The organism is Streptomyces sp. NPDC057565, assembly GCF_042801455.1.
Classification (GTDB): Bacteria; Actinomycetota; Actinomycetes; order Streptomycetales; family Streptomycetaceae; genus Streptomyces; species Streptomyces yanii.
Window position 1 is genome coordinate 68,746 of sequence record NZ_JBHVFU010000031.1, and the last position, 26,056, is coordinate 94,801.

A 26,056-nucleotide genomic window follows, 5' to 3' on the forward strand; every position below is an offset into this window, starting at 1 on the left:
GGACGGGCTGATCCGGGCTCGGCCGACAGGCCGCCGCGGCCGCCGTCCACGCGGCCGCTGTCGAGGGTCAGGGCGAGGGCTCGCTCGTCACCGCGGATGCTGCGCTGCTCGATGAGGTGCCCCGTGTCTGCGTCGCGGACCCGATACGCGTGATGCCGTGTCACACAGGGACGGTCCGCCCACGAGTGAGCGGGCTCGTGGGCGGACGGGTGCCGTGTGGGCTGTGGGTCAGGCGTTTCGCGGACGCATGGGGTCCAGGCCTCCGCGAGGCCGCCGGGTCAGGCGTTCGCGCGGGCGGCCATCCGCGCCCTGCGCGCGGCCAGCTTCTCGTCGAACTTGACCGCCTCGCTGTCCAGTCCACCCATGAAGAGCCCCAGCTCTTCCTGCGCCTTCAGTCCGTCCGGACCGAGCCCGTCGATGTTCAGGACCTTCAGGTAGCGCAGCACGGGCTGGATCACGTCGTCGTGATGGATCCGCAGGTTGTAGATCTCGCCGATCGCCATCTGTGCTGCGGCCCGCTCGAAGCCGGGCATGCCATGACCGGGCATCCGGAAATTGACCACGACGTCACGCACGGCCTGCATCGTCAGGTCCGGGGCGAGCTCGAAGGCCGCGCCGAGCAGGTTGCGGTAGAAGACCATGTGCAGGTTCTCGTCGGTGGCGATCCGGGCCAGCATGCGGTCGCAGACCGGGTCGCCCGACTGGTGGCCGGTGTTGCGGTGCGAGACGCGGGTCGCGAGTTCCTGGAAGGCGACGTACGCCACGGAGTGCAGCATCGAGTGTCGGTTGTCGGACTCGAATCCCTCCCCCATGTGCGCCATGCGGAACTGTTCCAGCTTGTCCGGGTCGACGGCGCGCGAGGTGAGCAGGTAGTCGCGCATCACGATGCCGTGCCGGCCCTCCTCCGCGGTCCAGCGGTGCACCCAGGTGCCCCAGGCGCCGTCACGGCCGAACAGGGAGGCGATCTCGTGGTGGTAGCTGGGGAGGTTGTCCTCGGTCAGCAGGTTCACGACCAGTGCGATCTTGCCGATGTCGGTGACCTTGGACTGGTCGGCCTGCCACGCCTCACCGTCCTCGAAGATGCCGGGGAAATTCCGGCCGTCCGAGAAGGGGACGTACTCGTGGGGCATCCAGTCCTTGGCGACCTTGAGATGGCGGTTGAGCTCCTTCTCCACCACTTCTTCCAGGGCGTACAGCAGTTGGGCGTCGGTCCACGCCTTTGAACTGCCGAGGTGGGGAGAGGTGATCGTCACGGGGGCTCCTGGGGACGGGAGAAGTACCTACGGTCTCGTAGGTTACGAGACCGTAGGTTAAAGGCGGAGTAAGGCCCCCGCCAACCCCGCCCGCGCGAAGTCCGACTACGTACTGTTATGTCCGCAGGTCACGCAGGCGCACGGAGAGACAGGTCACGCACCCTTCCAGTTTCTCGAACTCGCTGATATCGACTGATACAGGGTGATATCCGAACCCGGCGAACAAATCCGCGGTCTTCGGCGCGCTCGCGGCCATCAGTAGATTCCCGCCGCCGAGCAGCACCACGTGCGAGCCCGCCTCCTCCGGAACCGGCAGGAAACGGTCGAAGAGCGACGGCTCGTCAATCAGGGGTGGATACCCGACGACTGTGCCGTCCGGCAGCGCCGTCACCGCGGACTTCAGATGCAGCACCTTGGTCAGCGGCACGGCTGTGACGCGGGCGCCCAGTGGCTCGAACGCGGATCTGAGCTGCCGCACCCCCTCCGCGTTCGTCCGGCCGCCGCGCCCGACAAGGACCGTGTCGCCGATCTTCAGGACGTCTCCGCCGTCCAGCGTGCCCGGCTCCCGCACCCGGTTCACCGAGCAGCCGAGCCCGGCCAGTGCCTCCTCCACGGCCGCCGTCTCGCCCCGGCGGGACTCCGCGCCGGACCGGGCGATGAGAGCCACGTTCCGGAACATCACGACGGTGTCCTCGACGAACACGCTGTCCGGGTATCCGTCCGCCGGCTTCACCTCGACCGTCTCCCATCCGTACTCGCCGAGGACGGCGACATACCGCTCCCACTGCTCGACGGCGAGGCGGACATCGACGGGGGTGCGCTCGACATGGGTGACGAGACCCTCGGCGAGACGTGGGTCGGGGCGGCGGACCAGAGCTTTTCTGCTGGGCACGGGTAGTTCCCTCCACAGGGTTTCGGGGTGGGGTGCGGGCCGGCCACCTCGGTCACGTCTCGGATGGCGTACCGCGATTTCTGGGCCGGTGGAGCAAGTGTCCGCATTCGCTCCAACGATCTCCGGTAGCGGCGCAGTTGCATATCGGCATCGACTGGTATCGAGCCGTGCGAGGTCGAGCTGCACCGTGTCGAGCCGAGGCACTGCCGCGCCGGACCCGGGACATGCTGCTCCGGGTCCGCCGGCGGTTCGATGCCCTGCGGATTCCTCTGCGAACAGCACCCGTCGGCATCCGTCCCACGGATCGGCCGAGAAGTCCGAGGAATGTCGCGAGCGCCGCAGCGAGAGCATACGGCTGCTCGCCGCCGTGGTCGACGCGCGGGGCAGGGGACTGGGAGTTCCCTCCGGCACCGACTCCGGCCGACGACTGCAGGAGCCGGGCCCACTCCACCGATAGCCCCGGCCGCCGTCTTTCCCTCGCATCTCCCACGGCTCAGCGCTCCGGCGCCACCGCCTCGGCCGTGGTGTCACGCAGTTCGCCGTCCAGCAGCAGCCAGCGCGTGATGCCGAGCGATTCCAGGAACGGCACATCGTGGCTCGCCACGATCAGCGCTCCCTCGTACGACTCCAGAGCCGCCGTCAGCCGACGTACGCTTGCCATGTCCAGATTGTTCGTCGGCTCGTCCAGCATCAGCAGCTGGGGTGCCGGTTCGGCCAGCAGTAGCGCCGCCAGTGCCGCACGGAAGCGTTCCCCGCCCGACAGAGTCCCCACGGGCCGTTCCGCCCGGCCTCCCTTGAAGAGAAAGTGCGCCAGCCTTGCCCTGATCCGGTTGTACGTGGCATTCGGTGCGAATCGCGCCACGTTCTCCACCACGCTCAGTCCGTCGTCGAGCACATCCAGACGCTGAGGCAGAAAGCCCAGCGGCAATTGGGGTGTGGCCTCGCCGGATACCGGTGCCAGCTGACCGGCAATGGTCCGCAACAGCGTCGTCTTGCCCGCGCCGTTGCGGCCCACCAACGCGATCCGCTCGGGGCCCCGCAGCTCGAACCCGCCGCTCACCCGTGCTCCGTAAGCGAGTTCCAGATCGCGCAGTACGAGCACACCCTGGCCCGGATGCACCTTGGTGTGCGGCAGCTCGACCCTGATCTCGTCGTCGTCCCGCACCGCCTCGACGGCGTCGTCGAGGCGCTCCTTCGCCTCCGCCAGCTTCCCGGCGTGCATCAGGCGATGCTTGCCGGCCGACTCCTGGGCGGCCCGCTTGCGGTTGCCCATGACGATCTTCGGCTCGCGCTTGTTGTCCGACATCTTCTGTCCGTAGCGCTTGCGCCGGGCCAACTTGACCTGTGCGTCGGCCAGTTCACGCTTCTGGCGCTGCACATCGGCCTCCGCTACCCGCACCATGCGCTCGGCCGCCTCCTGCTCGACGGCGAGCGCCTCCTCGTATTCCGAGAGATTCCCGCCGTACCAGGTGACCGATCCGTCCCGCAGATCCGCGATCTGGTCGACCCGCTCCAGGAGTTCACGGTCATGGCTGACGACGACCAGGACACCCGCCCATGCGCCGATCGCCTCGTACAGCCGCCTGCGCGCGTACAGATCCAAATTGTTCGTGGGTTCGTCGAGCAGCAGCACCCCGGGGCGGGCCAGCAGCAGCGCGGCCAGGCGCAGCAGCACGCACTCGCCGCCCGACATCTCGCCGATCGTGCGGTCGAGCCCGATGTGACCGAGGCCGAGCTGATCGAGCGTCGCGCGGGCGCGCTCCTCCACGTCCCAGTCGTCGCCGACGGCCGCGAACTGCTCCTCGCGGACGTCACCCGCCTCGATGGCGTGCAGAGCGGCCCGGGTGCCGGCGATGCCCAGGGTCGCATCGACCCGCAGCGCCGTGTCCAGGACCAGATTCTGCGGCAGATACCCGATCTCGCCCCGGGTCCGGATGTGGCCCTCGGTGGGGGTGAGTTCACCCGCGATCAGCCGCAACAGGGTGGACTTTCCACAGCCGTTGAGGCCGATGAGGCCGGTCCTGCCGGGGCCCACGGTCAGCTGGAACCCGTCGAAGACCTCACTGCCGTCGGGCCAGGCGAAGGAGAGCGACGAACAGGCGATATGAGTCATGGGGGTAGACATACGGATCTCCCGGTTGCGAGGAAGGGCAGGGGGCAACGGGTGAGACACCGGTCACGGGCGTTCCACGGACATGGCCAAGGAGGAGTCCCGGTTGCGGAGGACGGCTCGAAGAGCTGAGGTCACACTCGGGCGCGCAGACATGACAGACATGACAGACCTGAACGGGCATGCACTGTCCGGACACGGCGCGCAACGCGGTGTCTCACGACCTCAGACGAGCAACGTCCTTCTCCGATCCGACGACAACAAGGACGTCACAAACGCTACGACGGGACCTCGCGCCCCGGCAAACGATTTACGTTGATCCCGGTCGCGCCGGTGCGTGCGGCGGATCGGGGGCCGCACAATGACAGGTCGCTGGACGGGCAGAGCCCTGAGGATGCTCACGGTGTTCTGCGCCGGCGCGGTGCTGACCGGCTGCTTCGGACCGCAGCCACCGAGGTTCGGGGACGGCGTGTCCGTCCCCTCCGAGCAGCGGCGCATTCCGCTGACCGTCCCGCCGGGGCCGGACGGCAGCTGGTCGCTGCTCGTGGCCGAGGAGGGACTCATCGGACAGGGGCGTACGCTCGCCCGGATCCCGCAGGAGGGCGAGAAGGGCGTGCGTGCCCCGGTCAAGGGCTGGACGGCAGCCCTTCCCGCCGAGTTCGCGATCACCTCGCGGCTGCCGGGCCGGCCACACTCGGCGGTCTCTCTCCCGTACGGCATCGTGCTGCTCGGCGGCCGCACCGGCCGTACGGATCCGACCGCCGTCGCCCTTGCCGACCCCAGCAGCGGCGCTCTCCTTTGGAGGCACACCCTGCCGCCAGGCAGCCGGGTCCTCGCGCTGCCCGGCACCACCGGGCCGGCGATCGGAGCGGCCACCTGCTCCGGGGCCGGATGCCGGTTCACCGCCTGGGACGTCCACCGCGGGACACGGCAGTGGAGCCGCCGGATCCCGGGGGCGTACCGGGTACTGACCCCGTGCGGCGCCGACACGCTGGGCGGCCGCGAAACCGCCCCCGGGCTGTGCGAGCCGTTGGTCATCGGCAAGGACCGGGTCGGCACCCTGGACGAGGAGACGCACCGCCCGGAGTGGATCCCCGGTCTGCGCCCTCCGGCCGGGACCGTCGACCGGGTCGCCCGGTTCAGCTATCGGACCTTCCTGGTCACCGCACCGGCCAGGGGGAGTTGCCGGGCGACGGTTCTGGCGGCCGCTTCGCCGGGAGACGAACACAAGGGGTGGCGTTACGACTTCGTCTGGGACCAGCCGCAGGCCGCACGCGATCCGCACACCGGGTGCCGCTGGAACCCCAGCCTGCCCCTGAACACCGCCTACGACCTGGTGCTGCCCGAGCGGGGCGGCGCCCTGGTCCTCGACCCGTACTTCGGCCCGGAGCACAGCCCCCGGCGGCTCGCCGAGGGGGCGTACGTGGTCGCGGCGGACGGCAGGGGCTCCCCGGACCTGATCCGCGCCCCCGGCCGCCCCGACCGCCCGCTCGACGCCGCCCTGGCCGACCGGAAGCGGACCAAGGCGCTGGGAGGCGGGGCCCGGCAGGTGGTGGAGGGCCTCTTCCAGGTCGGGCGGAAACTACTGCTGGTCGGCTACGACGGCGCGGTGCGCCGACGTTGGACGTCGGACTGCCTTGCCTTCCCCGCTGCGAAGTCCGCCGCGGTGATGTACTGCGACGGTCGGAACCTGGTGGAGGTCAAAGCGGTGAAGACGGACTGACCGGGCTCAGCACGCTCCGCCGAGCAGGTCCGTCAGACTCCGGTCGAGATCCAGAAAGCGGTGCTCCTGCCCCGACGGGACCAGCTCCTCGGCGCGCCTGAGGAAGCGACGCAGCTCCGCCGTGCGGACATGCACCATGGCGATGCCCTCGGTGGCATGGAACTCCAGGACTGTACGGTCGTAGCCGAACGGCCTGATCCGTACGTCCCCGACCCCGGCCGGTCCTTCCATTCCTGCCGCCAGCAGTTCGCGGGAGAACTCCCAGGACACCTCGGTGCCCTCCAGGGTTGCCGGGGCAGGGAAGGCCATGCGCACGGCGAACGGATCCCTGCGGTCGTACTGCAGAGTGGCGGGAAGGGTCTCCATCCGCGGCGCGGATGCGACCATGCGGGCCTGCACGGACTGCTCGATAACGCTGGACAAGACCTGCTCCCTCTCGCGGCCAGATGAACGGTTCCCGGCACTGACAGAGACGACGGAACTCCCTGAACCGTGCACGGGCGAGAGGGTGAGCTGCGTCACCGCACCGCACCCCCTTCGATGCACGTGCCCGCGTGGCGGCGGCGCACTCTGGACGGCGTACTGCCCGTGGGTTAGCTTCCTGCGCCATGAGGCCCAAGGGGAAGACGACACGACTGATGGCATGGGGACTGTGCGGGGCGGTGCTGGCCGCGGCACTGGTCACGCAGGCAGCGCAGGCCGCGCCGGGGCAGCGGCACGGACCCGGCGACGACCGGACGGGCTGGACACTCACGGAGACGGGAACCGACGCACGCTTCCGCGGCCTCTCCGCCGTCAGCCGCCGCACCGCCTGGGCCGCGGGCTCGAAGGGCACGGTGCTGCGCACTTCCGACGGCGGCCGTCACTGGCGCGACGTGTCGCCGGCGGGAGCGGCGGAGGCGGCAATGGAATTCCGTGACATCGAGGCGTTCGACGCGCGGCGTGCCGTGGCGCTGGCCATCGGTGAGGGCGAGGCGTCGCGGGTGTTCCGTACGGACGACGGTGGAGCGACCTGGACCGAGTCCTTCCGCAATACCGATGCCCGTGCCTTCTACGACTGCCTCACCTTCTTCGACAGCCGCCACGGGCTCGCCATGAGCGATCCCGTCGACGGCAGGTACCGGATCCTGTCCACCGCGGACGGTGGCCGCAGCTGGAACGTACTGCCCACAGCGGGAATGCCGGCCGCCCAGGCGGGCGAGGCGGGCTTCGCCGCCAGCGGCCAGTGCCTGGTCAGCTCGGGACCGAAGGACGTCTGGCTGGCGACCGGCGGGGCGGCCACCGCACGGGTGCTGCACTCCGCCGACCGGGGGCTTACCTGGACGGCCACCGAATCGACGATCCCGGCCGGGGACCCGGCCCGCGGTGTCTTCGGTCTCGCCTTCCGCGACCGTACGCACGGCATTGCCGTCGGCGGCGACTACCGCGCCGGCCAGGCCTCTCCGGACGCCGCGGCTGTCACGGGCGACGGAGGCCGGACCTGGCAGCGATCCACCACCCCGCCGACCGCCTACCGTTCCGGCGTCGCCTGGGTCCCGCACAGCCGCTCCACGGCACTCGCCGTCGGTCCGACCGGGACGGACCTGACGACGGACGGTGGCCGCACCTGGCACACCGTCGACACGGGTTCGTACGACACCGTGGACTGCACGCAGGACGGCGGCTGCTGGGCGGCGGGGGAGAAGGGGCGGATCGCCCGGATGAACTAGGGCGTATGTCGGAAGTCCCGCCGTCCGCCCGAAGGGTGGGCCCGGTGGCGTCCGGCACGCACGCTCGCTGGGAACGGGGTCTCCCTGCTCGAGCGACGCCGAGAGCGTGGGGAGGACTGACGACAACGCGGCAGATGTGCGTGCCGGGCCCGCGGGCCCGGCACGATCCAAACGAGCGGCCCTACGGCAACTGCTGCCGGTACGGGGCGAGTTCGTCCGACGTCTTCGTCGCGATGAACTCCGTGATCCGGTAGGCGCACACGCCCTCGGCCGCGAAGGGGTCGGCCGCCGTGATCTTCTCGATCCGCGTGCGGTCGTCCCCGACGGCGAGGATCACCCCGCCGTCGCGCGGGTTCTTGCGCCCGGACGCGATGAAGACCCCCGCCGCGTACTGCGTGTCCAGCCAGGCGACATGCGCCTCCAGGAGCGCGTCGACGCGCTCGACGGGGGCGGTGTAGGTCAACTCGAGTACGAACATGGGTCTCACCCTACCGAGGCCTCATCGAGGGAGGTGCGGACGTGACTTCTAAGCTGGAAGGCACCATGACGATGCTCCGCACGCCGACCGACGCAGCCGAAGCCCGCGCCATCCAGGACACCCTCCGCGCCCGCGTGGTGCTGGACGAGCCGGGACCGCCACCCGGCACCGGACGGGTGACCGGTGTGGACGTCGCCTACGACGACGAGCGCGACCTCGTCGTGGCGGCGGCGGTCGTGCTCGACGCGGCCACCCTCGATCTCGTCGCCGAGGCCACCGCCACCGGCCGGGTGACCTTCCCGTACATCCCGGGGCTGCTCGCCTTCCGGGAGATACCGACCGTGTTGGCCGCGCTGGAATCCCTCCCGGTCGACCCCGGCCTCGTCGTGTGCGACGGCTACGGCAGGGCGCACCCGCGCCGGTTCGGGCTCGCCAGCCACCTCGGCGTCCTCACCGGACTGCCGGTCATCGGCGTCGCCAAGAACCCGTTCACCTTCACGTACGAACAGCCGGGCCCCCGGCGCGGCGACTTCTCCCCGCTCGTCGACGGGGACGAGGAAGTGGGCAGGGCACTGCGCACCCAGGACGGCACCAAGCCGGTGTACGTGTCCGTCGGCCACCGGACCGGTCTGGACAACGCCTGCGCGCACACACTCCTGCTGGCCAGGGACTTCCGTCAGCCGGAGACCACCCGCAGGGCCGACGCACTCTGCAGGCGGGTCCTCCGGGAGGCGACCGTTTGAGCGTCCGACGGCGCCCGCGTCCGAGTATCTGAGTATTCGAGTATTCGAGTATTCGAGTATTCGAGTATTCGAGTATTCGAGTATCTGAGTAGGTGTACGGATACACCTTGCCGATCATGAACGGCACGCTGGTGCGTATGACCGATCATCGAACGCCCACACGTGCCGGAACCGTCTACGTCGCCCAGCGGCGCGTCGCCATAGGGATGACTCTCGGGGTCCTTGCCGGGGTCGTCTGGACCGTCTCGATGATCTGCACGCTCGTGTCCTGGATTTTCTGACGCCGGGACGGCCCGCCGGATGCGGCCGTCCCGGCGTGAATCCGCTCAGCGCGTCGCCGCGACCCGGAAGCGCAGCCCGGCCCCGCGCAGCCGCTCCAGCAGTGCGTCGCCCATCGCGACGGCAGTGGTGACCTGCCCGGATGTCGGCGGGAGTTCGTCCAGGGCGAGGCAGAGGGCGGACTGGGCGAGTATCTTCGCCGTCTCGTCGTAGCCGGGGTCGCCGCCGGAGACCTCCGTGAACACCCGGCGTCCGCCGCCTTCCCCGACGAACCGGACCGTGAACCAGCTCCGCTTCCGGCGCTCCGCGTCCGGGCCCTCACCGGGCTCGTACCGGTCCATCAACCAGCTGCGCGCGGCGGGCAGCTGCGCGGCGCCCACGAGGGCGCCGATCGCGGCCGTGCCGCCCAGCGCCATCGGCAGCGTCTTCACCGAGGCGAAGTGGCGGTAGCGGAAGTCGGGGCCGTACCGCGCGAGCGCCCGCGCCGAGCGCTCGATGACCTGCGGGTCCAGTGTCGGCAGGGGCAGTGCCCAGGTGCCGGTCTCGGCGCTGAAGTGCGGGGTGCCGAAGCGGGCGCGGGCGCGGCGTCCGACCAGGCGCGGTTCGTGCAGCCGTCGCTCCTGCGCGGCGCGCAGCATCTGCGGGCCGCGGCCCATGGCGGTGAGCGCCGATGCGAACGTGCCGCCGGAGAAGACGGCATTGCTTCGGACGAACCCGTCGATGGTCAGCGGCACGTCCTGCGGCAGCTGCTGGACGGTGAAGTAGACGCCGAGGTCGTGCGGTACGGAGTCGAAGCCGCAGGCGTGCACGAGCCGCGCCCCGGTCTCGCGGGCCCGCGCATCGTGCTCCAGAAACATCCGGTCGACGAACTCGGCCTCGCCGGTCAGATCCGTGTAGTCCGTCCCTGCCTCCGCGCAGGCGGCGACCAGCTGCTCGCCGTACCAGACGTAGGGGCCCACGGTGGTGGCCACCACGTGGGTCGATTCGGCGAGTGCGCGCAGTGAACCGGGGTCGTCGGCGTCGGCGTGCAGCAGCGGTAGGTCCGCGCAGCGCGGATCGACGGCGGCCAGGCGTTCGCGCAGCTTCTGCAGCTTGGCCGGGCTGCGGCCGGCCAGCGCCCAGCGGCAGCCGTCGGGTGCGTGGGCGGCGAGATATTCGGCGGTGAGGACACCCACGAAGCCGGTGGCGCCGAAGAGGACTATGTCATAGGGGCGTTGTGCCCCGTTCTGCCTGTTCACGAGTGCCTCCGCAGGGGCCGGCGCCGATGTAGCAGGCAGAGGTTAGCGGAGGGGTTCGTGGCGGTGTGCAGTCGGGCGGCGTTCGTGGGGGAGGATCCTCGAGAAAGAACTAAGCGCTTGCTCGGCCAAAAGGGTTGTGCGGAGCACGGAGCGTTCTTAGCATCGTCGCTGTTACATCAGTTGTGTCACACCGCTGGGGGTTCGATGGCAACGACAGAGCACGGCCCGCTCGCGGGTGTGCGCGTGGTCGAGCTGGCGGGTATCGGACCCGGCCCGTTCGCCGCGATGCTGCTGGCCGACCTCGGCGCCGACGTCGTCAGGGTCGACCGGCCCGGCGGCGCGGGGCTCGGCATCGACCCCGCGTACGACCTCACCAACCGCAACAAACGCTCGGTACTCGTCGACCTCAAGGCCGAGGACGGCCCGGACCGCGTCCTGGACCTGGTCGAACGCGCCGACATCCTCATCGAGGGCTACCGGCCGGGCGTCGCCGAGCGCCTCGGCGTCGGCCCCGACGCCTGCCTGGCCCGCAACCCGCGGATCGTGTACGGGCGGATGACTGGCTGGGGCCAGGACGGACCGCTCGCCGAACAGGCCGGGCACGACATCGCGTACATCGCCCTCACCGGCACCCTCTCCATGATCGGCAAGCCCGGTGAGCCGCCCACCGTCCCCGCCAATCTGGTCGGCGACTACGCGGGCGGCTCGCTCTACCTCGTCGTCGGCGTCCTCGCCGCCCTCCAGCACGCCCGGACCCCCGGCGGCGCGGGCCAGGTCGTGGACGCGGCGATCGTCGACGGCGCCGCCCATCTCGCCACGATGATCCACGGGATGCTGGCGGCCGGCGGCTGGCAGGACCGGCGCGGCTCCAACCTCCTGGACGGCGGCTGCCCGTTCTACGGGTCGTACGAGACCTCCGACGGCCAGTACATGGCGGTCGGCCCGCTGGAGCAGCAGTTCTACGACGAGTTCATCAAGCTCCTCGGCATCGAGGACCGGGCCCCGGACCGCAGCGATTTCACCCGCTGGGATGAGCTGCGCACGGTCGTCGCCGACCGGTTCAGGACCCGGACACGCGCGGAGTGGACCGAGGTCTTCGAAGCCACGGACGCCTGCGTGGCCCCGGTCCTCTCGCTCCGCGAGGCCCCGCACCACCCGCACCTCGCTGCCCGCTCCACCTTCGTCGAGCACGCCGGCCTCGTCCAGCCCGCCCCCGCACCCCGCTTCTCCGCCACCCCGGTCTCCGTGCGCAGCGGACCCGCGCAGCCCGGCGCGGACACCGAGGGCGTCGCCCGGGACTGGGACGTACCGAGCATCCACCGGTCCGGGAAGGACACCACCGCCTGATGGAACTCTCCCTGCCGCTGAACTACGCGGGTGACCCGCGCGAGGCCTGCGACCAGGTCGCAGCGCTGGAGTCCGCCGGACTCGACGCCGTCTGGGTCGCGGAGGCGTACGGCTTCGACTCGCCCACCCTCATGGGCTATCTGGCCGCGCGTACCGAACGCATGAAGATCGGCGCGGCGATCCTCAACGTCTACTCCCGCACTCCCGCCCTGATCGCCCAGACCGGCGCCGGACTCGACGCGATCTCCGGCGGCCGGGCGCTGCTCGGGCTCGGCGCGTCCGGGCCGCAGGTCGTCGAGGGCTGGCACGGCAAGGCGTACGACAAGCCGCTCGGCCGGACCCGCGAGACCGTCGAACTGTGCCGCCGGATCTGGCGCCGCGAGGTCATCGACCACCACGGCATCACCGACATGCCGCTGCCCAAGGAGAAGGGCGGCCGGCTCGGCAAGCCGCTGAAGATCCTCACCCGTCCGGTGCGCGAGGAGATCCCGCTCCACATCGCCTCGCTCGGCCCCGCCAACGTCCGGCTGACCGCCGAGATCGCCGACGGCTGGCTGCCCACCCTCTACCTTCCCGAGAAGCCCAGCAGGTGTGGGGCACGGCCCTCGCCGAAGGTGCCGCCGAGCGTGACCCGGCGCGCGGACCGCTGCAGACCGTGGCCGGGGGACTGCTTGCCATCGGCGACGACGCGGCCGCGCTCAGGGACCTCGCCCGCCCGCAGATCGCCCTGTACGTCGGCGGCATGGGCGCCAAGGGCAAGAACTTCTACAACGACCTCGCCGTCGCGTACGGATACGAGAAGGAAGCCGCGCTCATCCAGGAGCTCTACCTCTCCGGGAAGAAGAAGGAGGCCGAGGCCGCGGTCCCGGACGAATTCTGCGAACTCATGTCGCTGTGCGGGCCCGAGGGGTACGTACGCGACCGCATCGAGGCGTTCCGCGAGTCGGGCGTCACCATGCTCAACGTCATCCCGGTCGGTCCCGACCCGGCCCGGCTGATCTCCACCGTCAAGAACTGGCTCTAGGGGGCCCGCAGTGCAGCGGCAGATCTTCACCGAGGAGCACGACGCGTTCCGCGAGACCGTCCGGACCTTCCTGACCAAGGAAGTCCACCCGCACTACGAGCAGTGGGAGAAGGACGGCATCGTCTCGCGCGAGGCCTGGCTCGCGGCCGGCCGGCAAGGGCTGCTCGGCCTCGCCGTCCCCGAGGAGTACGGGGGCGGCGGCACCACCGACTTCCGCTACAGCGCCGTCCTCGCCGAGGAGTTCACCCGGGCCGGCGCCCCCGGGCTCGCGCTCGGCCTGCACAACGACATCATCGGCCCCTACCTCACCGGCCTTGCCACCGAGGAACAGAAGCGGCGCTGGCTGCCCGGCTTCTGCAGCGGCGAGATCATCACCGCCATCGCGATGACCGAACCCGGCGCCGGTTCCGACCTCCAGGGCATCCGCACCACCGCCGAGGACAAGGGCGACCACTGGCTGCTCAACGGCTCCAAGACGTTCATCTCCAACGGCATCCTCGCCGACCTGGTGATCGTCGTCGCGAAGACCACCGCGGAGGGCGGCGCGAAGGGGCTCTCGCTGATCGTCGTCGAACGCGGTGCGGAGGGCTTCGAGCGAGGCCGCAACCTCGACAAGATCGGCCAGAAGTCGCAGGACACGGCCGAGCTGTTCTTCAACGACGTCCGCGTCCCCAAGGAGAACCTGCTCGGTGAGCGCGACGGCGCGTTCGTCCACCTGATGACCAACCTGGCGCAGGAGCGGATGGGCATAGCGGTCGCCGGCATCGCCGCCGCCGAGTACCTCCTGGAGATCACCACCCAGTACGTCAAGGAGCGCGAGGCCTTCGGGCGGCCGCTCTCCAAGCTCCAGCACATCCGCTTCGAGATCGCCGAGATGGCCACCGAGTGCGCCGTCACCCGGGCCTTCCTCGACCGGTGCATCGTCGACCACTCGGACGGGAAGCTCGACGCCGTGCACGCGTCGATGGCCAAGTGGTGGGCCACCGAACTGCAGAAGCGCGTCGCCGACCGCTGCCTCCAGCTCCACGGCGGCTACGGCTACATGACGGAATACCGGGTCGCCAAGGCGTTCACCGACGGCCGCATCCAGACCATCTACGGCGGCACGACCGAGATCATGAAGGAGATCATCGGCCGCTCGCTGCTCGCCTGACCCCCGACGCCCGATCACCCTCGAAAGGCTGCTGTCTTGAGTACCGAAGCATTTGTCTACGACGCGATCCGCACCCCGCGCGGCCGCGGCAAGGCCAATGGCGCCCTGCACGGCACCAAGCCGATCGACCTCGTCGTCGGCCTCATCCACGAAATGCGCAACCGCTTCCCGGGCCTGGACCCGGCCGCCATCGACGACATCGTCCTCGGCGTGGTCAGCCCCCTCGGCGACCAGGGCTCCGACATCGCCCGGATCGCCGCCATCGCCGCCGGACTCCCGGACACCGTGGCGGGCGTCCAGGAGAACCGGTTCTGTGCCTCCGGTCTGGAAGCCGTCAACCTGGCTGCCGCAAAGGTCCGTTCGGGCTGGGAGGACCTGATCCTCGCAGGTGGTGTCGAATCGATGTCCCGGGTGCCGATGGGCTCCGACGGCGGCGCCTGGGCGATGGACCCGATGACCAACTACGAGACCGGCTTCGCCCCGCAGGGCGTCGGCGCCGACCTCATCGCCACCATCGAGGGCTTCTCGCGCCGCGACGTCGACGAGTTCGCCGCGCTCTCCCAGGAGCGGGCCGCCGAGGCGTGGAAGGACGGCCGGTTCGCGCGCTCCGTCGTCCCGGTCAAGGACCGCAACGGCCTCGTCGTCCTCGACCACGACGAGCACATGCGCCCCGGTACCACCGCCGACTCGCTGGCCGCGCTCAAGCCCTCGTTCGCCACCATCGGCGAGCTGGGCGGCTTCGACGCCGTGGCACTGCAGAAGTACCACTGGGTCGAGAAGATCGACCACGTCCACCACGCGGGCAACTCCTCCGGCATCGTGGACGGCGCCGCGCTCGTCGCCATCGGCAACAAGGAGACCGGCGAGCGGTACGGACTCACGCCGCGCGCCCGGATCGTCTCCGCTGCGGTCTCCGGCTCCGAGCCGACCATCATGCTGACCGGCCCCGCGCCCGCCACCCGCAAGGCCCTCGCCAAGGCCGGACTCACCATCGACGACATCGACCTCGTCGAGATCAACGAGGCGTTCGCCGGCGTCGTGCTCCGCTTCGCCCGGGACATGGGGCTCTCCCTCGACAAGATCAACGTCAACGGCGGCGCCATCGCGCTCGGCCACCCGCTCGGCGCCACCGGCGCGATGATTCTCGGCACCCTCATCGACGAACTGGAGCGCCAGGACAAGCGGTACGGCCTCGCCACCCTCTGCGTCGGCGGCGGCATGGGCGTCGCCACCGTCATCGAGCGTCTCTGACCGTCCCCGGCCACCCCTTGCTTACGGAGAACACCGCAATGACCGAGAGCACGACCATCCGCTGGGAACAGGACGAGACCGGCGTCGTCACCCTCGTACTCGACGACCCCAACCAGTCCGCCAACACGATGAACCAGGCCTTCAAGGACTCCATCGCGGCCATCGCCGACCGCGCGGAAGCCGAGAAGGACTCCATCCGCGGCATCATCTACACCTCCGCCAAGAAGACCTTCTTCGCGGGCGGCGACCTCAAGGACATGATCAAGGTCGGTCCGGAGAACGCCCAGGACGCCTTCGACGTCGGCACCGCCATCAAGAACTCACTGCGCCGCATCGAGACCCTCGGCATCCCCGTCGTCGCCGCCATCAACGGCGCGGCCCTCGGCGGTGGTTACGAGATCGCGCTCGCCTCCCACCACCGCATCGCCCTCGACACGCCCGGCTCCCGCATCGGCCTGCCCGAGGTCACCCTCGGCCTGCTGCCCGCGGGCGGCGGCGTCACCCGCACCGTACGCCTCATGGGCGTCGCCGACGCGCTGCTGAAGGTCCTCCTCCAGGGCACCCAGTACACCCCGAAGCGCGCCCTGGAGAACGGCCTCGTCCACGAGGTGGCGGCCACGCCCGAGGAGATGCTCGACAAGGCCCGCGCCTTCATCGACGCCAACCCCGAGTCCCAGCAGCCCTGGGACGTCAAGGGCTACAGGATCCCCGGCGGCACCCCGTCGAACCCGAAGTTCGCGGCCAACCTGCCCGCCTTCCCGGCCAACCTGAAGAAGCAGCTCGCGGGCGCCCCCATGCCGGCGCCCCGCAACATTCTGGCCGCCGCCGTCGAGGGCTCCCAGGTCGACTTCGAGACCGCGCTGACCATCGAGGCCCGGTACTTCACCGAGCTCGTCACCGGCCAGATCTCGAAGAACATGATCCAGGTGTTCTTCTTCGACCTCCAGGCCGTCAACTCCGGCGCAAACCGCCCCAAGGGCATCGAGGAGCGCCAGGTCAGGAAGGTCGCCGTCCTCGGCGCCGGGATGATGGGCGCGGGCATCGCGTACTCCTGCGCGCGCGCCGGCATCGAGGTCGTCCTCAAGGACGTCTCCACCGAGGCGGCCGCCAAGGGAAAGGCGTACAGCGAGAGGCTGCTCGCCAAGGCGCTCTCCCGGGGCCGCACGACCGAGGCGAAGCGCGACGAGCTGCTGGCCCGCATCACCCCGACCGGCGACGCGGCCGATCTGGCGGGCTGCGACGCCGTCATCGAGGCGGTCTTCGAGGACACCGCGCTCAAGCACAGGGTGTTCCAGGAGATCCAGGACATCATCGAGCCCGACGCGCTGCTCTGCTCCAACACCTCGACCCTGCCGATCACGGTCCTCGCCAAGGGGGTCACGCGCCCCGCCGACTTCATCGGACTGCACTTCTTCTCGCCCGTCGACAAGATGCCGCTGGTCGAGATCATCAAGGGCGAGCAGACCGGCGACGAGGCCCTGGCGCGCGCCTTCGACCTGGTCCGCCGGATCCAGAAGACGCCGATCGTCGTCAACGACTCGCGCGGCTTCTTCACCTCGCGGGTCATCGGCCAGTTCATCAACGAGGGCGTCGCCATGGTCGGCGAGGGCGTCGAGCCCGCGTCGGTCGAGCAGGCAGCGGCGCAGTCCGGCTACCCGGCCAAGGTCCTCTCGCTGATGGACGAGCTGACGCTGACCCTGCCGCGCAAGATCCGCAACGAGACGAAGCGCGCGGTCGAGGAGGCGGGCGGCACCTGGGCCGGGCACCCTGCGGACGCGGTCATCGACCGGATGGTCGACGAGTTCGGTCGTACCGGCCGGAGTGGTGGCGCGGGGTTCTACGAGTACGACGAGGAGGGCAAGCGGGCCCGGCTGTGGCCGGGGCTGCGCGAGCACTTCACGAAGGCCGGCACCGACATCCCCTTCATCGACATGAAGGAGCGGATGCTCTTCTCCGAGGCCCTGGACAGCGTCCGCTGCCTGGAGGAGAACGTCCTCATCTCGGTCGCCGACGCCAACATCGGCTCCATCATGGGCATCGGCTTCCCGCCGTGGACCGGAGGCGTGCTCCAGTACATCAACGGGTACGAGGGCGGCCTGCCCGGCTTCGTGGCGCGCGCCCGGGAACTCGCCGAGAAGTACGGCGACCGGTTCCTGCCGCCCGCGCTGCTGCTGGAGAAGGCCGAGAAGGGCGAGACCTTCCACGACTGACCGGCGGCCCGGCGGGCCACGTGCGGCCGGGGGCTGCGGCATCCGCACCCTCCGGCCGGAAAATGCCGGGTGGACAGCGGGACACCCTGCTAGCGTCAGTGCCATGAAGCGCGCTGCTGCCATGACGACGACGCCGGAGAGTGTCCCGGCGCGCTGACAGATGTCTCAGTCCGAAGCCCCGGGGCGAGTGCCCCGGGGCTTCGGCTTGCGGCCACTCGCCCGATGACCGCGAGGAGACCGCCATGCACGACCACCGCAAGCTCGGCCGCGAACTGGCCCTGTTCGACACCGATCCGCTGATCGGCGCGGGACTTCCGTACTGGCTGCCCGACGGCGCAACCGTGCGGCACACCCTGGAGGAGTACATCCGTACCGCTGAGCGGCGGGCCGGCTACCGGCATGTGTACTCGCCGGTGCTGGGCAAGCGGGAGCTGTACGAGATCTCCGGGCACTGGTCGCACTACAGCGACGACATGTTCCCGCCGATGGACCTGGGATCGGAGCAGGTCGTCCTGCGGCCGAGTCTCTGTCCCCACCACGCGGTGATCTACCGCTCCCGCTCGCACAGCTACCGCGAGCTCCCGCTGCGCATGGCCGAACTGGGCGGCATGTACCGCTCCGAACTCTCCGGTGTGCTCGGTGGGCTGACCCGCGTCCGGGCCATCCAGTTGAACGACGCGCACATCTTCTGCACCCTGGACCAGGTCGCCGACGAGGCGCGGGCCGCCCTGGAGATGATCCGCAGTGCCTACGAGGCTCTGGGCATCCGCCCGGCCCGCTACCGGCTCTCCCTCCCCGGCCCCGGCGGCAAGTACGTGGCCGCCCCCGAGAAGTGGCAGCGGTCCACCGCCCTGCTCACCGAGGTACTCGACCGCTCCGGCCTGCCGTACGACTCGGCGGAGGGCGAGGCCGCGTTCTACGGCCCGAAGATCGACGTCCAGGTCACCGATGGTGCGGGCAGGGAATCCACCCTGTCCACCGTCCAGGTCGACTTTCACCAGCCCGAGCAGTTCGACCTGCACTACATCGGCGCGGACGGCGCGAAACACCGGCCGGTCATGATCCACCGCAGCATCATCGGCAGCGTGGAGCGGGCCGTCGCCCACCTCATCGAACAGCATGGCGGCGCCTTCCCCGCCTGGCTCGCCCCGACCCAGCTGGCGATCCTCCCGGTCTCCGCGGCGGAACTGCCGAACGCCGTCGCGCTGGCGGCGCGCTGCACCGAGCGCGGGCTGCGGGCCGAGATCGCCGGGCCGGAACACGGCACCCTGGGCGCCCGCATCCGGGAGGACCGCCTGGTGCCGTACCAGGCGGTGATCGGAGCCAAGGAAGCCGTCGACGACCACGTCGCCGTACGGCTGCGCGACGGACGCCGCCTCGACCCGCAACCCGCCGACGCCTTCCTCGAACGGATCGGCGCGCTCATCGACGACCACAGCACCGAGCTGTGGGACGACGCCGTGTAACGGACCGTACGCCGGAAGTGAGCCCCTGTCGCCGGCGGGGCTCACTCCGCCGTGAACGCCGCCCGCAGCTCTTCCTTGAGCGACCGCTGGAACGCGGTCACCAACGCCTGCAGCACCATCGGCTGCATATGGGCCGACAGCGACTTCATCGCCGCCACATGCTCCGGGTCCGACTCCCGCTCCCGGTACGGATTCCACACCTCGTCCCGGAACAGCCGCGTCAGCTCGCGCGCGGCGGAACGGGTGTGCTCCAGCAGAACCGTGCGGGCCGCGAGGATCGTCTCGTGCGCGATCGGGACGTCGAGCAGCTCGACGCCGAGACGCAGCAGCCCGGGATCGACCCGGTAGCTCCCGGCCGCCTCCGCACGCTCCAGAACGCCCATCGCGGCCAGCCGGTCGATGTCCCCCTCGGTCAGCGCCCGTCCCGCCCGCCGCTCCAGCTCCGCCCGGGTCGTGTGCTCCGCCGAGTCCGGCGCCCAGGACGCCACCAGCGCCCGGTGGATGGCCAGATCGTGAGCGCTCAGATCGGGCGGCAGCTGCTCCAGATAGCGTTCGATCGCGGCGAGGGTCATGCCCTGGTGCTGAAGCTCCTCGATCAGCGCCAGCCGCGAGAGGTGCTCGTGCCCGTAGTGACCGACCCGGCGCGGTCCGATCACCGGGGGCGGCAGGAGCCCCCGCGTGCTGTAGAAACGCACGGTGCGTACGGTGACTCCGGCGCGCGCCGCCAGCTCGTCGACGGTGAGCGTCGGCTCCTCGGTCCCGGTCGCCATGTCTGCTCCTCGCTCCTGACCGCTGGGCACTGCTGTCCTCGGTCACGGCTGTACGTGGGCACGGCCGCATCCGTTGCATCAATCCGGTTCAACAGTATTGCTGTCTCACCACTGTTGTGAAAGTGTCCGGCAGCATCGAAGCGCAGTCCCACCCCCCGGTACGGACCCGCAAGGTCCGGCCGATGGCGCCAGGAGGCGGCCGTGACCACGATCCTGCGACTTCCCGCCGAACCCGGGCAACTCACGCTCCCCGCCCTGCTGCTGCGCAACGCCGAGGACCATGGTGACCTTCCGGCGCTCTCGTGGCGGGCCGACGGTGACGACTCCGGATGGACGACCCTCACCTGGCGCGAGGTGCGGCGCAAGACCGCGGTACTCGCCGCCGGATTCGCCGCGCTCGGCGTGGAACGCGGCGATCAGGTTCTCATGATGATGGGCAACCGGCCCGAACACTGGCTGAGCGACCTCGCCCTCACCCACCTGGGAGCCGTCCCCGTGACGGTGTACTCCACCGCGGCCCCAGGACAGATCGCGCACATCGCCCGGCACAGCCGCGCCCGGTTCGCGATCGTCGAGGGTGCCCGGGAACGGGAACGCTGGGAGCCGCTCCTCGCGGACGGCACCGTACCGCTGGAGAAGCTGGTCGTCGTCGAGGCGGCGGAGGCGGGCCCCCACCGCACGTACGGATCGCTGCACGCCACCGGGGCCCGCCTGTACCGGCCGGACGCCTTCGAGAAGGCATGGCGGGAGTCGCGGGCCGAGGACCCGCTCACCGTCGTCTACACGTCCGGCACCACCGGCGATCCCAAGGCCGTCCCGATCGACCATCGCAGCGTCGTCGTCAACGCCGTCGCCCTGGACCGGGTGGTGGAACTCCCCGACCATGCCGCGCACGTCTGCTACCTCCCGTTCGCCCACATCGCGGAGCGGATGCTCGGCATCTACCTGCCGGTCTTCCGAGCCTCGCACGTCCACCTCTGCCCCGACCCGTCGGCCGTCGCAGCCACGGTGCGTGCCCTCCGCCCGGCCCAGTTCTTCGGCGTCCCGCGAGTCTGGGAGAAGCTCGCCGCATCGGTGCGGGCCGCCCTCGCCACCCTGCCGGAGGAACAGCGCGCGGCGATCGACGCCGCGGCCGCGACGGCCCGCGAGCACGTCGCCCACCGGGAGCGCGGCGAACAGCCGCCGGCCGAGCTGGAAGCCGCCTACCGGCAGGCCAGGACGACGGTGCTGGAACCGTTCCTGGCACGGGCCGGCTTCGACAGGCTGGTGTGGGCGGCGAGCGCGTCCGCGCCGATGCCGCTCGACGTGGTCCGTTTCTGGGCCGGCTTCGGCATCGTGATCATGGATGCCTGGGGGCTGACCGAGACGGTCGGCGTCTTCACCTGCAACAGCCCGACCGGCTTCCGGCTCGGCTCGGTGGGCCGGCCGCTGGAGGGCCTGGAACTGAGCGCCGCGGACGACGGCGAGATCCTGGTCCGCGGCGAGACGGTCTTCACGGGCTATCTGCGCGCCGACGGCACGGTGGAGCGCGTGCTCGACTCGGACGGCTGGTTCGCGACCGGTGACATCGGCCGGATCGACGAGGACGGCTACCTGTGGCTCACGGACCGCAAGAAGGAGATGATCGTCACCTCGACCGGCAAGAACGTCTCCCCGGCCCTCGTCGAGAACACCCTCAAGGAGCACCCCTTGATCGGCCAGGCACTCGTCCACGGCGACGGCCGCTCCTACCTCGTCGCGTTGCTGGTCCTGGACACCGAGACGGCGCCCGCCTGGGCGGCGGCCCGCGGTATCGACAGCGACCTGTCCGCACTCGTGGACCATCCGGCGATCCGGGAGGAGGTCGCCCGCGGCGTCGAGGCGGCCAACACCCGGCTCAACCGCACCGAGCAGGTCAAGCGGTACCGGCTGCTGTCGGGGGAATGGGGTCCGGAGACGGGCGAACTGACGCCGTCCCTGAAACTGCGGCGGCGAGTGATCTGCGACATGTACGGCGAGGCCATCGAGGCGCTGTACGGGCACGAGTGAACCCGGCCGGTTGTCAGCGGCGGCTCCTACGCTGGTGTCATGTCGGAGATCACGTATGTACGGGGGGACGCCACGGCGCCGCGGGGCAAGGGCGTCAAACTGATCGCGCATGTCTGCAACGACCTGGGCGGGTGGGGCAAGGGGTTCGTCCTCGCCGTCTCCCGCCGCTGGCCGGAACCGGAGGCCGCCTACCGGCGCTGGCACCGGGAGCGCGCGGGCAACGACTTCGGCCTGGGCGCCGTGCAGTTCGTCCAGGTGGGGCCGTACGTGTGGGTGGCGAACATGGTGGGGCAGCGGGGCATGCGTACGGGCAGCAAAGGGGTGCCCGTACGGTACGAGGCGATCGGCACCGCGCTGGGCTCCGTCGCCGAACGGGCAGTCGAACTGGGGGCGTCGGTCCATATGCCACGGATCGGTTGCGGTCTCGCGGGCGGCAGTTGGTCCCGGATCGAGCCGCTGATCGAGCAGCGGCTGGTGGGCAGGGGGATATCCGTGACGGTGTACGACTACGGGGAGGGGCCCGTCGCGCACCGTGGCTGAACCCTCGTCACGGGTGTACCGGTCCCCGAAGCCCCTCGCCACCGAGCACGGCGGCGAATGGAAGCCGGTGCACTTCGAGTTCGACCGCGAAGAGCTGCTACGACGGCCGGCCGTACGGAACAGCGGACCGGAGTCCGGCGTCATCTCGCCCGAGACCGTGGCCCGGATCGACGAGCACTCCGATTCACCGGAGGGGGAGGGCGAGGAGTTGCCGCACTGCCGGGCTGGATCCCGCCGCCCCTGTCGCTCGCCGGAAATCGCATACTGGAAGACACATCAGCCGGGTACCGATCCGCACGCCCGCCGACTGCTGGGAGCGCCCGCATGAGCAGCGAAGAACCCCGAGGGAGCGGCCCCGAGCCGCCGCCGCCCGGCGGAGTGCTGTGGAGCCTCGCCGGTGACGTCCGCGCCCTGCTGATGCTCCCCGCGGCCCTCACCCTCCAGGTCGCGCACCCGGCGGTCGGCGCGGGCGTCGACGAGCACTCGGTGTTCCGTACGGACCCGTGGGGGCGCGGCGAACGGTCCCTGCGCTCGCTCCAGCTCTGGGTGTACGGGGGCGAGGGAGCAGCCGAGGAGGGGAGGAGGCTGCGGAAGCTGCATCGCACCATCCAGGGCACGGACAGCCGAGGGCGCCGCTACCACGCGCTGTCACCGGAGAACTACGCGTGGGTGCACGCCACCGGCTTCCCCGTGTACCAGCACGCCACGCGCTATCTCGTTCGCCCCCTCACCGCGGCGCAGGAACAGGCCCTGTACCGGGAATGGCTTCAGGTCGGCCGGGTCCTCGGCATCCACGACCGGGACATGCCTCAGTCGATCGAGGAGTTCTGGCCGTACTTTCGCAAGATGCTCGCCGACGAGATCGAGGCGACCGTCGTCGTCGAGGAGCTGATCGCCACCGACCGGCCGGTACCGCCGCCGGACCGGGGTCCGCTGCCGGTCAGGTTGCTGCTCAAGGCCCTGTGGCCGGTCCTGTTCCCGCCGCTGGCCCGGTTCCGCAGGTTCATCACCATCGGGCTGATGCCGCCGGACGCGCGCGAGGCGATCGGTCTGGAGTGGACGGACGCGCAGGAGCGGAAGCTGCGCCGGTTCTGCGGTGTCGTCCGGGTCGTGGTGCCCGTGCTGCCTGAGCGGCTGCGTTATCTGCGGTTCGCCCGCGAGGCGCGGGCGGAGTACCGCAGAGCGGTCCGGGGCGCTTCTCGCTGAAGGTCCTCCGGAGTGGACGGGCGGCGTGGAGGGCGTCGCCCGTCAGGCCTGGGGACCGGGCGTTCGGATCAGGGTTTGCGCCCGACACCGCTGGCCGCGTGGCCCTGAGCAACGTCATCCCGCGGCCGGTCGGGATCGGGCCGCCAGGCCGCCGTCCTGACGACGCCGGGGTCGACCAGGTCCAGGCCGTGGAAGAAGCCGGCGATCTGTTCCGGACTGCGCAGGTGGTACGAGCTGGCCGAGTTCGCGTTGTACGTCCTGATGGCCGTGTTCAGCGCTTCGCTCGTGTTCGTACCGTCGCTCAGCGCCAGGTAGCTGCCCGACGGCAGCGCGGCCACGAGCCGGTCGACGATGGCCGACGGGCCGTCCTCGTCGGGCAGCTGTCCCATGATTCCCAGCATCGTCAGGCCGATCGGCCGGCTGAAGTCCAGCGTTCTGGCCGCCTGTTCGAGGATTGTGTCGACGTCCCTCACATCGGCGTCGATGTACGCACACGCGCCCTCGGGGGTGCCGGCGAGCAGTGCGCGGGCGTGGGTCAGCACGAGCGGGTCGTTGTCGACGTACACCACCCGGCACTCCGGCGCCAGGCGCTGAGCCACCTCGTGGGTGTTGTTGGCGGTGGGCAGGCCGGTGCCGATATCGAGGAATTGGCGTATGCCGGCCTCCGAGGTCAGGAAGTGCACCGCGCGGGCGAGGAACGCCCGTTGCAGCCGGGCGATCTGAGCGAAGTCGGGAAACGCCTGCAGGATCATGTCGCCGGCCTCGGCGTCGACGGGGTAGTTGTCCTTGCCCCCGAGGAGGTAGTTCCATACCCGGGCCGAGTGCGGCCGGTCCGTCTGCAGCCTGTCGGTAAGTGAGCGAGAAGGTTCATTCATGAACAGAGCTTGGCACAGAGGCGTGCTGCTCAGGCGGATACCCGCTTGATGAGCTCGGTCGGCGTGATCACCGAATCGGGCCCCCCTCCCTCGCCGTCCAGCCGCTGCATCAGCAGACGAACCATCAACCGCCCCATTCCTTCGACATCCTGACGGACCGTCGTCAACGGCGGATCGGTCGCCTCGGCGACCTGCTCCATGTCGTCGAAGCCCACCAGTGCCACATCCTCCGGCACCCGTCGGCCGTGCTCGCCCAGCACCCGCAGGGCGCCGGACGCCATCAGGTCGTTGGACGCGAACACTGCGTCGAGGTCGGGGTGGCGCGCCAGCAGCTCGGCCATCGCGCGGGCGCCGCCCTCCACGGTGAAGTCACCGTCCGCGACCAGGGACGGATCGGCTTCCGGCAGTACCTCGCGGTAGCCGTCGATCCGGTCGAGCGCCGACGTCTGGTCGCGGGGACCCGCAATGTGAGCGATCCGTCGCCGGCCGAGGGAGACCAGATGGCGTACGGCCTCGATGGCGCCCCCGCGGTTGTCGCAGTCGACGTAGGGGACGGAGTGTTCCGACGCGGCGCCCGTCGTGCCGGGGCGGCCGCCGTAGACCGTGGGGACCCGGAACCGGCGGATGATCGCGGGAAGTTCGTCGTCGGTGTGCAGCGAGAATGCCAGCACACCGTCCACATGGCCCCCGGCCAGATAGCGGGTGACCCGGTCGAAGTCGCCGCTTCCCTCCACCAGAAGCAGCACCAACTGGGCGTCGAACACATTCAGTTCACGGCTGATTCCGCGGATCTGGCGGGAGAAGAACGGGTCGGAGAAGATCCGGAACTCCGGCTCGTCGATGATCACGGCGACCGCGCCGTTGCGCCGCGTGACCAGGGTCCGTGCCGCATGGTTCGGTATGTAGCCGAGCTCCTCGACCGCCTTGCGGACCTGGTCCACCAGCGGCTGGCGCACCCCCGCCCCGCCGTTCACGACCCGGGAGACCGTCGCCCTGGAGACCCCGGCGAGGGCCGCCACGGCCTCCAGCGTGGGACGGACATCGCGAGCGGAATTGGGGCTCGGACCGGGCAAGGGACGCTCCTCGGGCGCACGGGACCGGCCGTGAGCGGCCGGGGCTGGCGGGCCAGCACGAACCCCGCCAGCCTATCCGGCGCCGTCACCCCGCCCGGGGGTGACGGCGCCGACGGTGGCCCTGTGGATCAGTCCCGGTCGTGGATCGGGTTCGTCGCGGCGATCTTTCTCCACGAGGCGGGCTGCCCGGCGCCCTCCACGGTCCGTGCCGCGCTGGGCGCCGGAGCCTCGGGCCGCGACGGCTGGTACAGCCAGGTGTCGAAGAACCCGGCGCGGCGTGCCCGACACCCGCTCCGCGTACGTCACGAAGCCGCTCACCTACGCGTTCCCGTAGGCATGCTCGGCCGGCCGGCCCTTCAGCAGCGCGAAGAAGGTCTCGTCACCCAGCTTGTTCCGCAGCGCCTGGAGGGCAAGCGCCCCACGGTCTTAGAGGAGCTCACAAAATGGGCGCCCGGCTCGCGACGCCTGGCACGCACGCTCGCCGCGTTGCCGAAATGCCCTAGTAGCTCCGCTACGAGGACCTTCCAGCGCCTTGCGATCGCACGCACCAGACGCCGCGAGCTGATCGGACTCCCATTTTGTGAGCTCCTCTTAGCCTCGATCCACCGGGTGATGGTTCGTCCAGTGCCTGGACATGAAAGTGGAGATGCACTCTGACCTGGGAAAATAGGAGTTCTCTAGGCTTCTA

At 70.3% G+C, this 26,056-nt stretch carries 22 protein-coding genes and 2 pseudogenes; 14 read left to right on the plus strand and 10 right to left on the minus strand.

Annotation, left to right across the window (positions count from 1 at the left end):
- Positions 1 to 278: 278 nt before the first annotated feature.
- The 3 genes from ACFU8W_RS34550 to ACFU8W_RS34560 all read right to left on the minus strand — a co-directional run bounded on the left by ACFU8W_RS34550 (position 279) and on the right by ACFU8W_RS34560 (position 4,270).
- Positions 279 to 1,253: an acyl-ACP desaturase gene (locus tag ACFU8W_RS34550; protein WP_384045824.1), complete on the minus strand. Its 975-nt coding sequence runs from the start codon at positions 1,251 to 1,253 to the stop codon at positions 279 to 281.
- Between the two features lie 115 nt (positions 1,254 to 1,368).
- On the minus strand, positions 1,369 to 2,145 hold the full coding sequence (gene ddaH / locus ACFU8W_RS34555) for a dimethylargininase (RefSeq protein ID WP_384045827.1): 777 nt from the start codon (positions 2,143 to 2,145) through the stop codon (positions 1,369 to 1,371).
- Positions 2,146 to 2,638: 493 nt separating this feature from the next.
- Positions 2,639 to 4,270 (minus strand): ABC-F family ATP-binding cassette domain-containing protein, encoded by a 1,632-nt coding sequence (locus ACFU8W_RS34560; protein ID WP_384045829.1) that lies wholly within the window; start codon positions 4,268 to 4,270, stop codon positions 2,639 to 2,641.
- Between the two features lie 379 nt (positions 4,271 to 4,649).
- Between ACFU8W_RS34560 and ACFU8W_RS34565 the strand changes: the two genes are divergently transcribed.
- Positions 4,650 to 5,978, plus strand: a complete 1,329-nt coding sequence (locus tag ACFU8W_RS34565) for a hypothetical protein (RefSeq protein WP_384045832.1) — start codon at positions 4,650 to 4,652, stop codon at positions 5,976 to 5,978.
- 6 nt (positions 5,979 to 5,984) lie between these two features.
- Here ACFU8W_RS34565 and ACFU8W_RS34570 read toward each other — a convergent pair whose 3' ends face one another.
- Positions 5,985 to 6,401, minus strand: a complete 417-nt coding sequence (locus ACFU8W_RS34570) for an SsgA family sporulation/cell division regulator (RefSeq protein ID WP_384045835.1) — start codon at positions 6,399 to 6,401, stop codon at positions 5,985 to 5,987.
- Positions 6,402 to 6,586: 185 nt separating this feature from the next.
- Here ACFU8W_RS34570 and ACFU8W_RS34575 point away from each other — a divergent pair, with 185 nt between their 5' ends.
- On the plus strand, positions 6,587 to 7,687 hold the full coding sequence (locus ACFU8W_RS34575; RefSeq protein ID WP_384045838.1) for a WD40/YVTN/BNR-like repeat-containing protein: 1,101 nt from the start codon (positions 6,587 to 6,589) through the stop codon (positions 7,685 to 7,687).
- 181 nt (positions 7,688 to 7,868) lie between these two features.
- On the opposite strand, the gene ACFU8W_RS34580 is transcribed toward ACFU8W_RS34575, so the two are convergent.
- On the minus strand, positions 7,869 to 8,165 hold the full coding sequence (locus tag ACFU8W_RS34580; protein ID WP_345516318.1) for a YciI family protein: 297 nt from the start codon (positions 8,163 to 8,165) through the stop codon (positions 7,869 to 7,871).
- A 65-nt stretch (positions 8,166 to 8,230) separates the two neighbouring features.
- Between ACFU8W_RS34580 and ACFU8W_RS34585 the strand changes: the two genes are divergently transcribed.
- Together ACFU8W_RS34585 and mmpA are read left to right on the plus strand one after the other, a co-directional pair.
- Positions 8,231 to 8,908 carry an endonuclease V gene (locus ACFU8W_RS34585; RefSeq protein WP_384045889.1) on the plus strand — a complete coding sequence of 226 codons (678 nt, stop codon included), beginning with the start codon at positions 8,231 to 8,233 and terminating at the stop codon, positions 8,906 to 8,908.
- Positions 8,909 to 9,045: 137 nt separating this feature from the next.
- Positions 9,046 to 9,189 carry a morphogenic membrane protein MmpA gene (gene mmpA / locus ACFU8W_RS34590; RefSeq protein ID WP_384045842.1) on the plus strand — a complete coding sequence of 48 codons (144 nt, stop codon included), beginning with the start codon at positions 9,046 to 9,048 and terminating at the stop codon, positions 9,187 to 9,189.
- A 45-nt stretch (positions 9,190 to 9,234) separates the two neighbouring features.
- On the opposite strand, the gene ACFU8W_RS34595 is transcribed toward mmpA, so the two are convergent.
- Entirely contained in the window at positions 9,235 to 10,425 is a 1,191-nt protein-coding gene (locus ACFU8W_RS34595) for a saccharopine dehydrogenase family protein (RefSeq protein WP_384045845.1), read from the minus strand.
- Between the two features lie 204 nt (positions 10,426 to 10,629).
- On the opposite strand from ACFU8W_RS34595, the gene ACFU8W_RS34600 reads away from it, so the two are divergent.
- From ACFU8W_RS34600 to thrS, 6 genes and pseudogenes are all read left to right on the plus strand, one after another.
- Positions 10,630 to 11,772 (plus strand): CaiB/BaiF CoA transferase family protein, encoded by a 1,143-nt coding sequence (locus ACFU8W_RS34600; RefSeq protein ID WP_384045848.1) that lies wholly within the window; start codon positions 10,630 to 10,632, stop codon positions 11,770 to 11,772.
- Positions 11,772 to 12,796: pseudogene (locus ACFU8W_RS34605) on the plus strand (LLM class F420-dependent oxidoreductase). Before ACFU8W_RS34600 ends, ACFU8W_RS34605 begins: the two are co-directional and overlap by 1 nt.
- 10 nt (positions 12,797 to 12,806) lie before the next feature.
- Complete coding sequence (locus tag ACFU8W_RS34610) at positions 12,807 to 13,949, plus strand: acyl-CoA dehydrogenase family protein (protein ID WP_384045851.1); 1,143 nt, start codon at positions 12,807 to 12,809, stop codon at positions 13,947 to 13,949.
- Between the two features lie 36 nt (positions 13,950 to 13,985).
- Positions 13,986 to 15,200 carry an acetyl-CoA C-acetyltransferase gene (locus ACFU8W_RS34615; protein WP_384045853.1) on the plus strand — a complete coding sequence of 405 codons (1,215 nt, stop codon included), beginning with the start codon at positions 13,986 to 13,988 and terminating at the stop codon, positions 15,198 to 15,200.
- Positions 15,201 to 15,238: 38 nt separating this feature from the next.
- Positions 15,239 to 17,410, plus strand: a complete 2,172-nt coding sequence (locus ACFU8W_RS34620) for a 3-hydroxyacyl-CoA dehydrogenase NAD-binding domain-containing protein (protein WP_384045856.1) — start codon at positions 15,239 to 15,241, stop codon at positions 17,408 to 17,410.
- Positions 17,411 to 17,550: 140 nt separating this feature from the next.
- Positions 17,551 to 18,876: a threonine--tRNA ligase gene (thrS, locus tag ACFU8W_RS34625; RefSeq protein ID WP_384045859.1), complete on the plus strand. Its 1,326-nt coding sequence runs from the start codon at positions 17,551 to 17,553 to the stop codon at positions 18,874 to 18,876.
- A 41-nt stretch (positions 18,877 to 18,917) separates the two neighbouring features.
- On the opposite strand, the gene ACFU8W_RS34630 is transcribed toward thrS, so the two are convergent.
- Complete coding sequence (locus ACFU8W_RS34630) at positions 18,918 to 19,646, minus strand: MerR family transcriptional regulator (RefSeq protein ID WP_384045862.1); 729 nt, start codon at positions 19,644 to 19,646, stop codon at positions 18,918 to 18,920.
- A gap of 201 nt (positions 19,647 to 19,847) precedes the next feature.
- On the opposite strand from ACFU8W_RS34630, the gene ACFU8W_RS34635 reads away from it, so the two are divergent.
- Genes ACFU8W_RS34635 through ACFU8W_RS34650 form a run of 4 tightly spaced genes read left to right on the plus strand, consistent with a single transcriptional unit; the run spans position 19,848 to position 23,420 of the window.
- On the plus strand, positions 19,848 to 21,674 hold the full coding sequence (locus ACFU8W_RS34635) for an AMP-dependent synthetase/ligase (protein WP_384045865.1): 1,827 nt from the start codon (positions 19,848 to 19,850) through the stop codon (positions 21,672 to 21,674).
- 39 nt (positions 21,675 to 21,713) lie between these two features.
- The gene (locus tag ACFU8W_RS34640; protein ID WP_384045868.1) at positions 21,714 to 22,214 is read left to right on the plus strand and encodes a macro domain-containing protein; all 501 of its coding nucleotides are present in this window, start codon (positions 21,714 to 21,716) and stop codon (positions 22,212 to 22,214) included.
- Positions 22,207 to 22,542: a hypothetical protein gene (locus ACFU8W_RS34645; protein ID WP_384045871.1), complete on the plus strand. Its 336-nt coding sequence runs from the start codon at positions 22,207 to 22,209 to the stop codon at positions 22,540 to 22,542. Before ACFU8W_RS34640 ends, ACFU8W_RS34645 begins: the two co-directional genes overlap by 8 nt.
- Positions 22,539 to 23,420 carry an oxygenase MpaB family protein gene (locus ACFU8W_RS34650; RefSeq protein WP_384045874.1) on the plus strand — a complete coding sequence of 294 codons (882 nt, stop codon included), beginning with the start codon at positions 22,539 to 22,541 and terminating at the stop codon, positions 23,418 to 23,420. The genes ACFU8W_RS34645 and ACFU8W_RS34650 overlap by 4 nt, the downstream gene beginning before the upstream one ends.
- Before the next feature lie 68 nt (positions 23,421 to 23,488).
- Here the strand turns inward: ACFU8W_RS34650 and ACFU8W_RS34655 are convergent, their stop codons facing one another.
- From ACFU8W_RS34655 to ACFU8W_RS34665, 3 genes and pseudogenes are all read right to left on the minus strand, one after another.
- Positions 23,489 to 24,295: an SAM-dependent methyltransferase gene (locus ACFU8W_RS34655; protein ID WP_384045877.1), complete on the minus strand. Its 807-nt coding sequence runs from the start codon at positions 24,293 to 24,295 to the stop codon at positions 23,489 to 23,491.
- Positions 24,296 to 24,324: 29 nt separating this feature from the next.
- The gene (locus tag ACFU8W_RS34660; protein ID WP_384045880.1) at positions 24,325 to 25,368 is read right to left on the minus strand and encodes a LacI family DNA-binding transcriptional regulator; all 1,044 of its coding nucleotides are present in this window, start codon (positions 25,366 to 25,368) and stop codon (positions 24,325 to 24,327) included.
- Positions 25,369 to 25,496: 128 nt separating this feature from the next.
- A pseudogene (locus tag ACFU8W_RS34665) lies at positions 25,497 to 25,794 on the minus strand (M1 family peptidase); the annotation flags it as partial.
- Positions 25,795 to 26,056 lie beyond the last annotated feature (262 nt).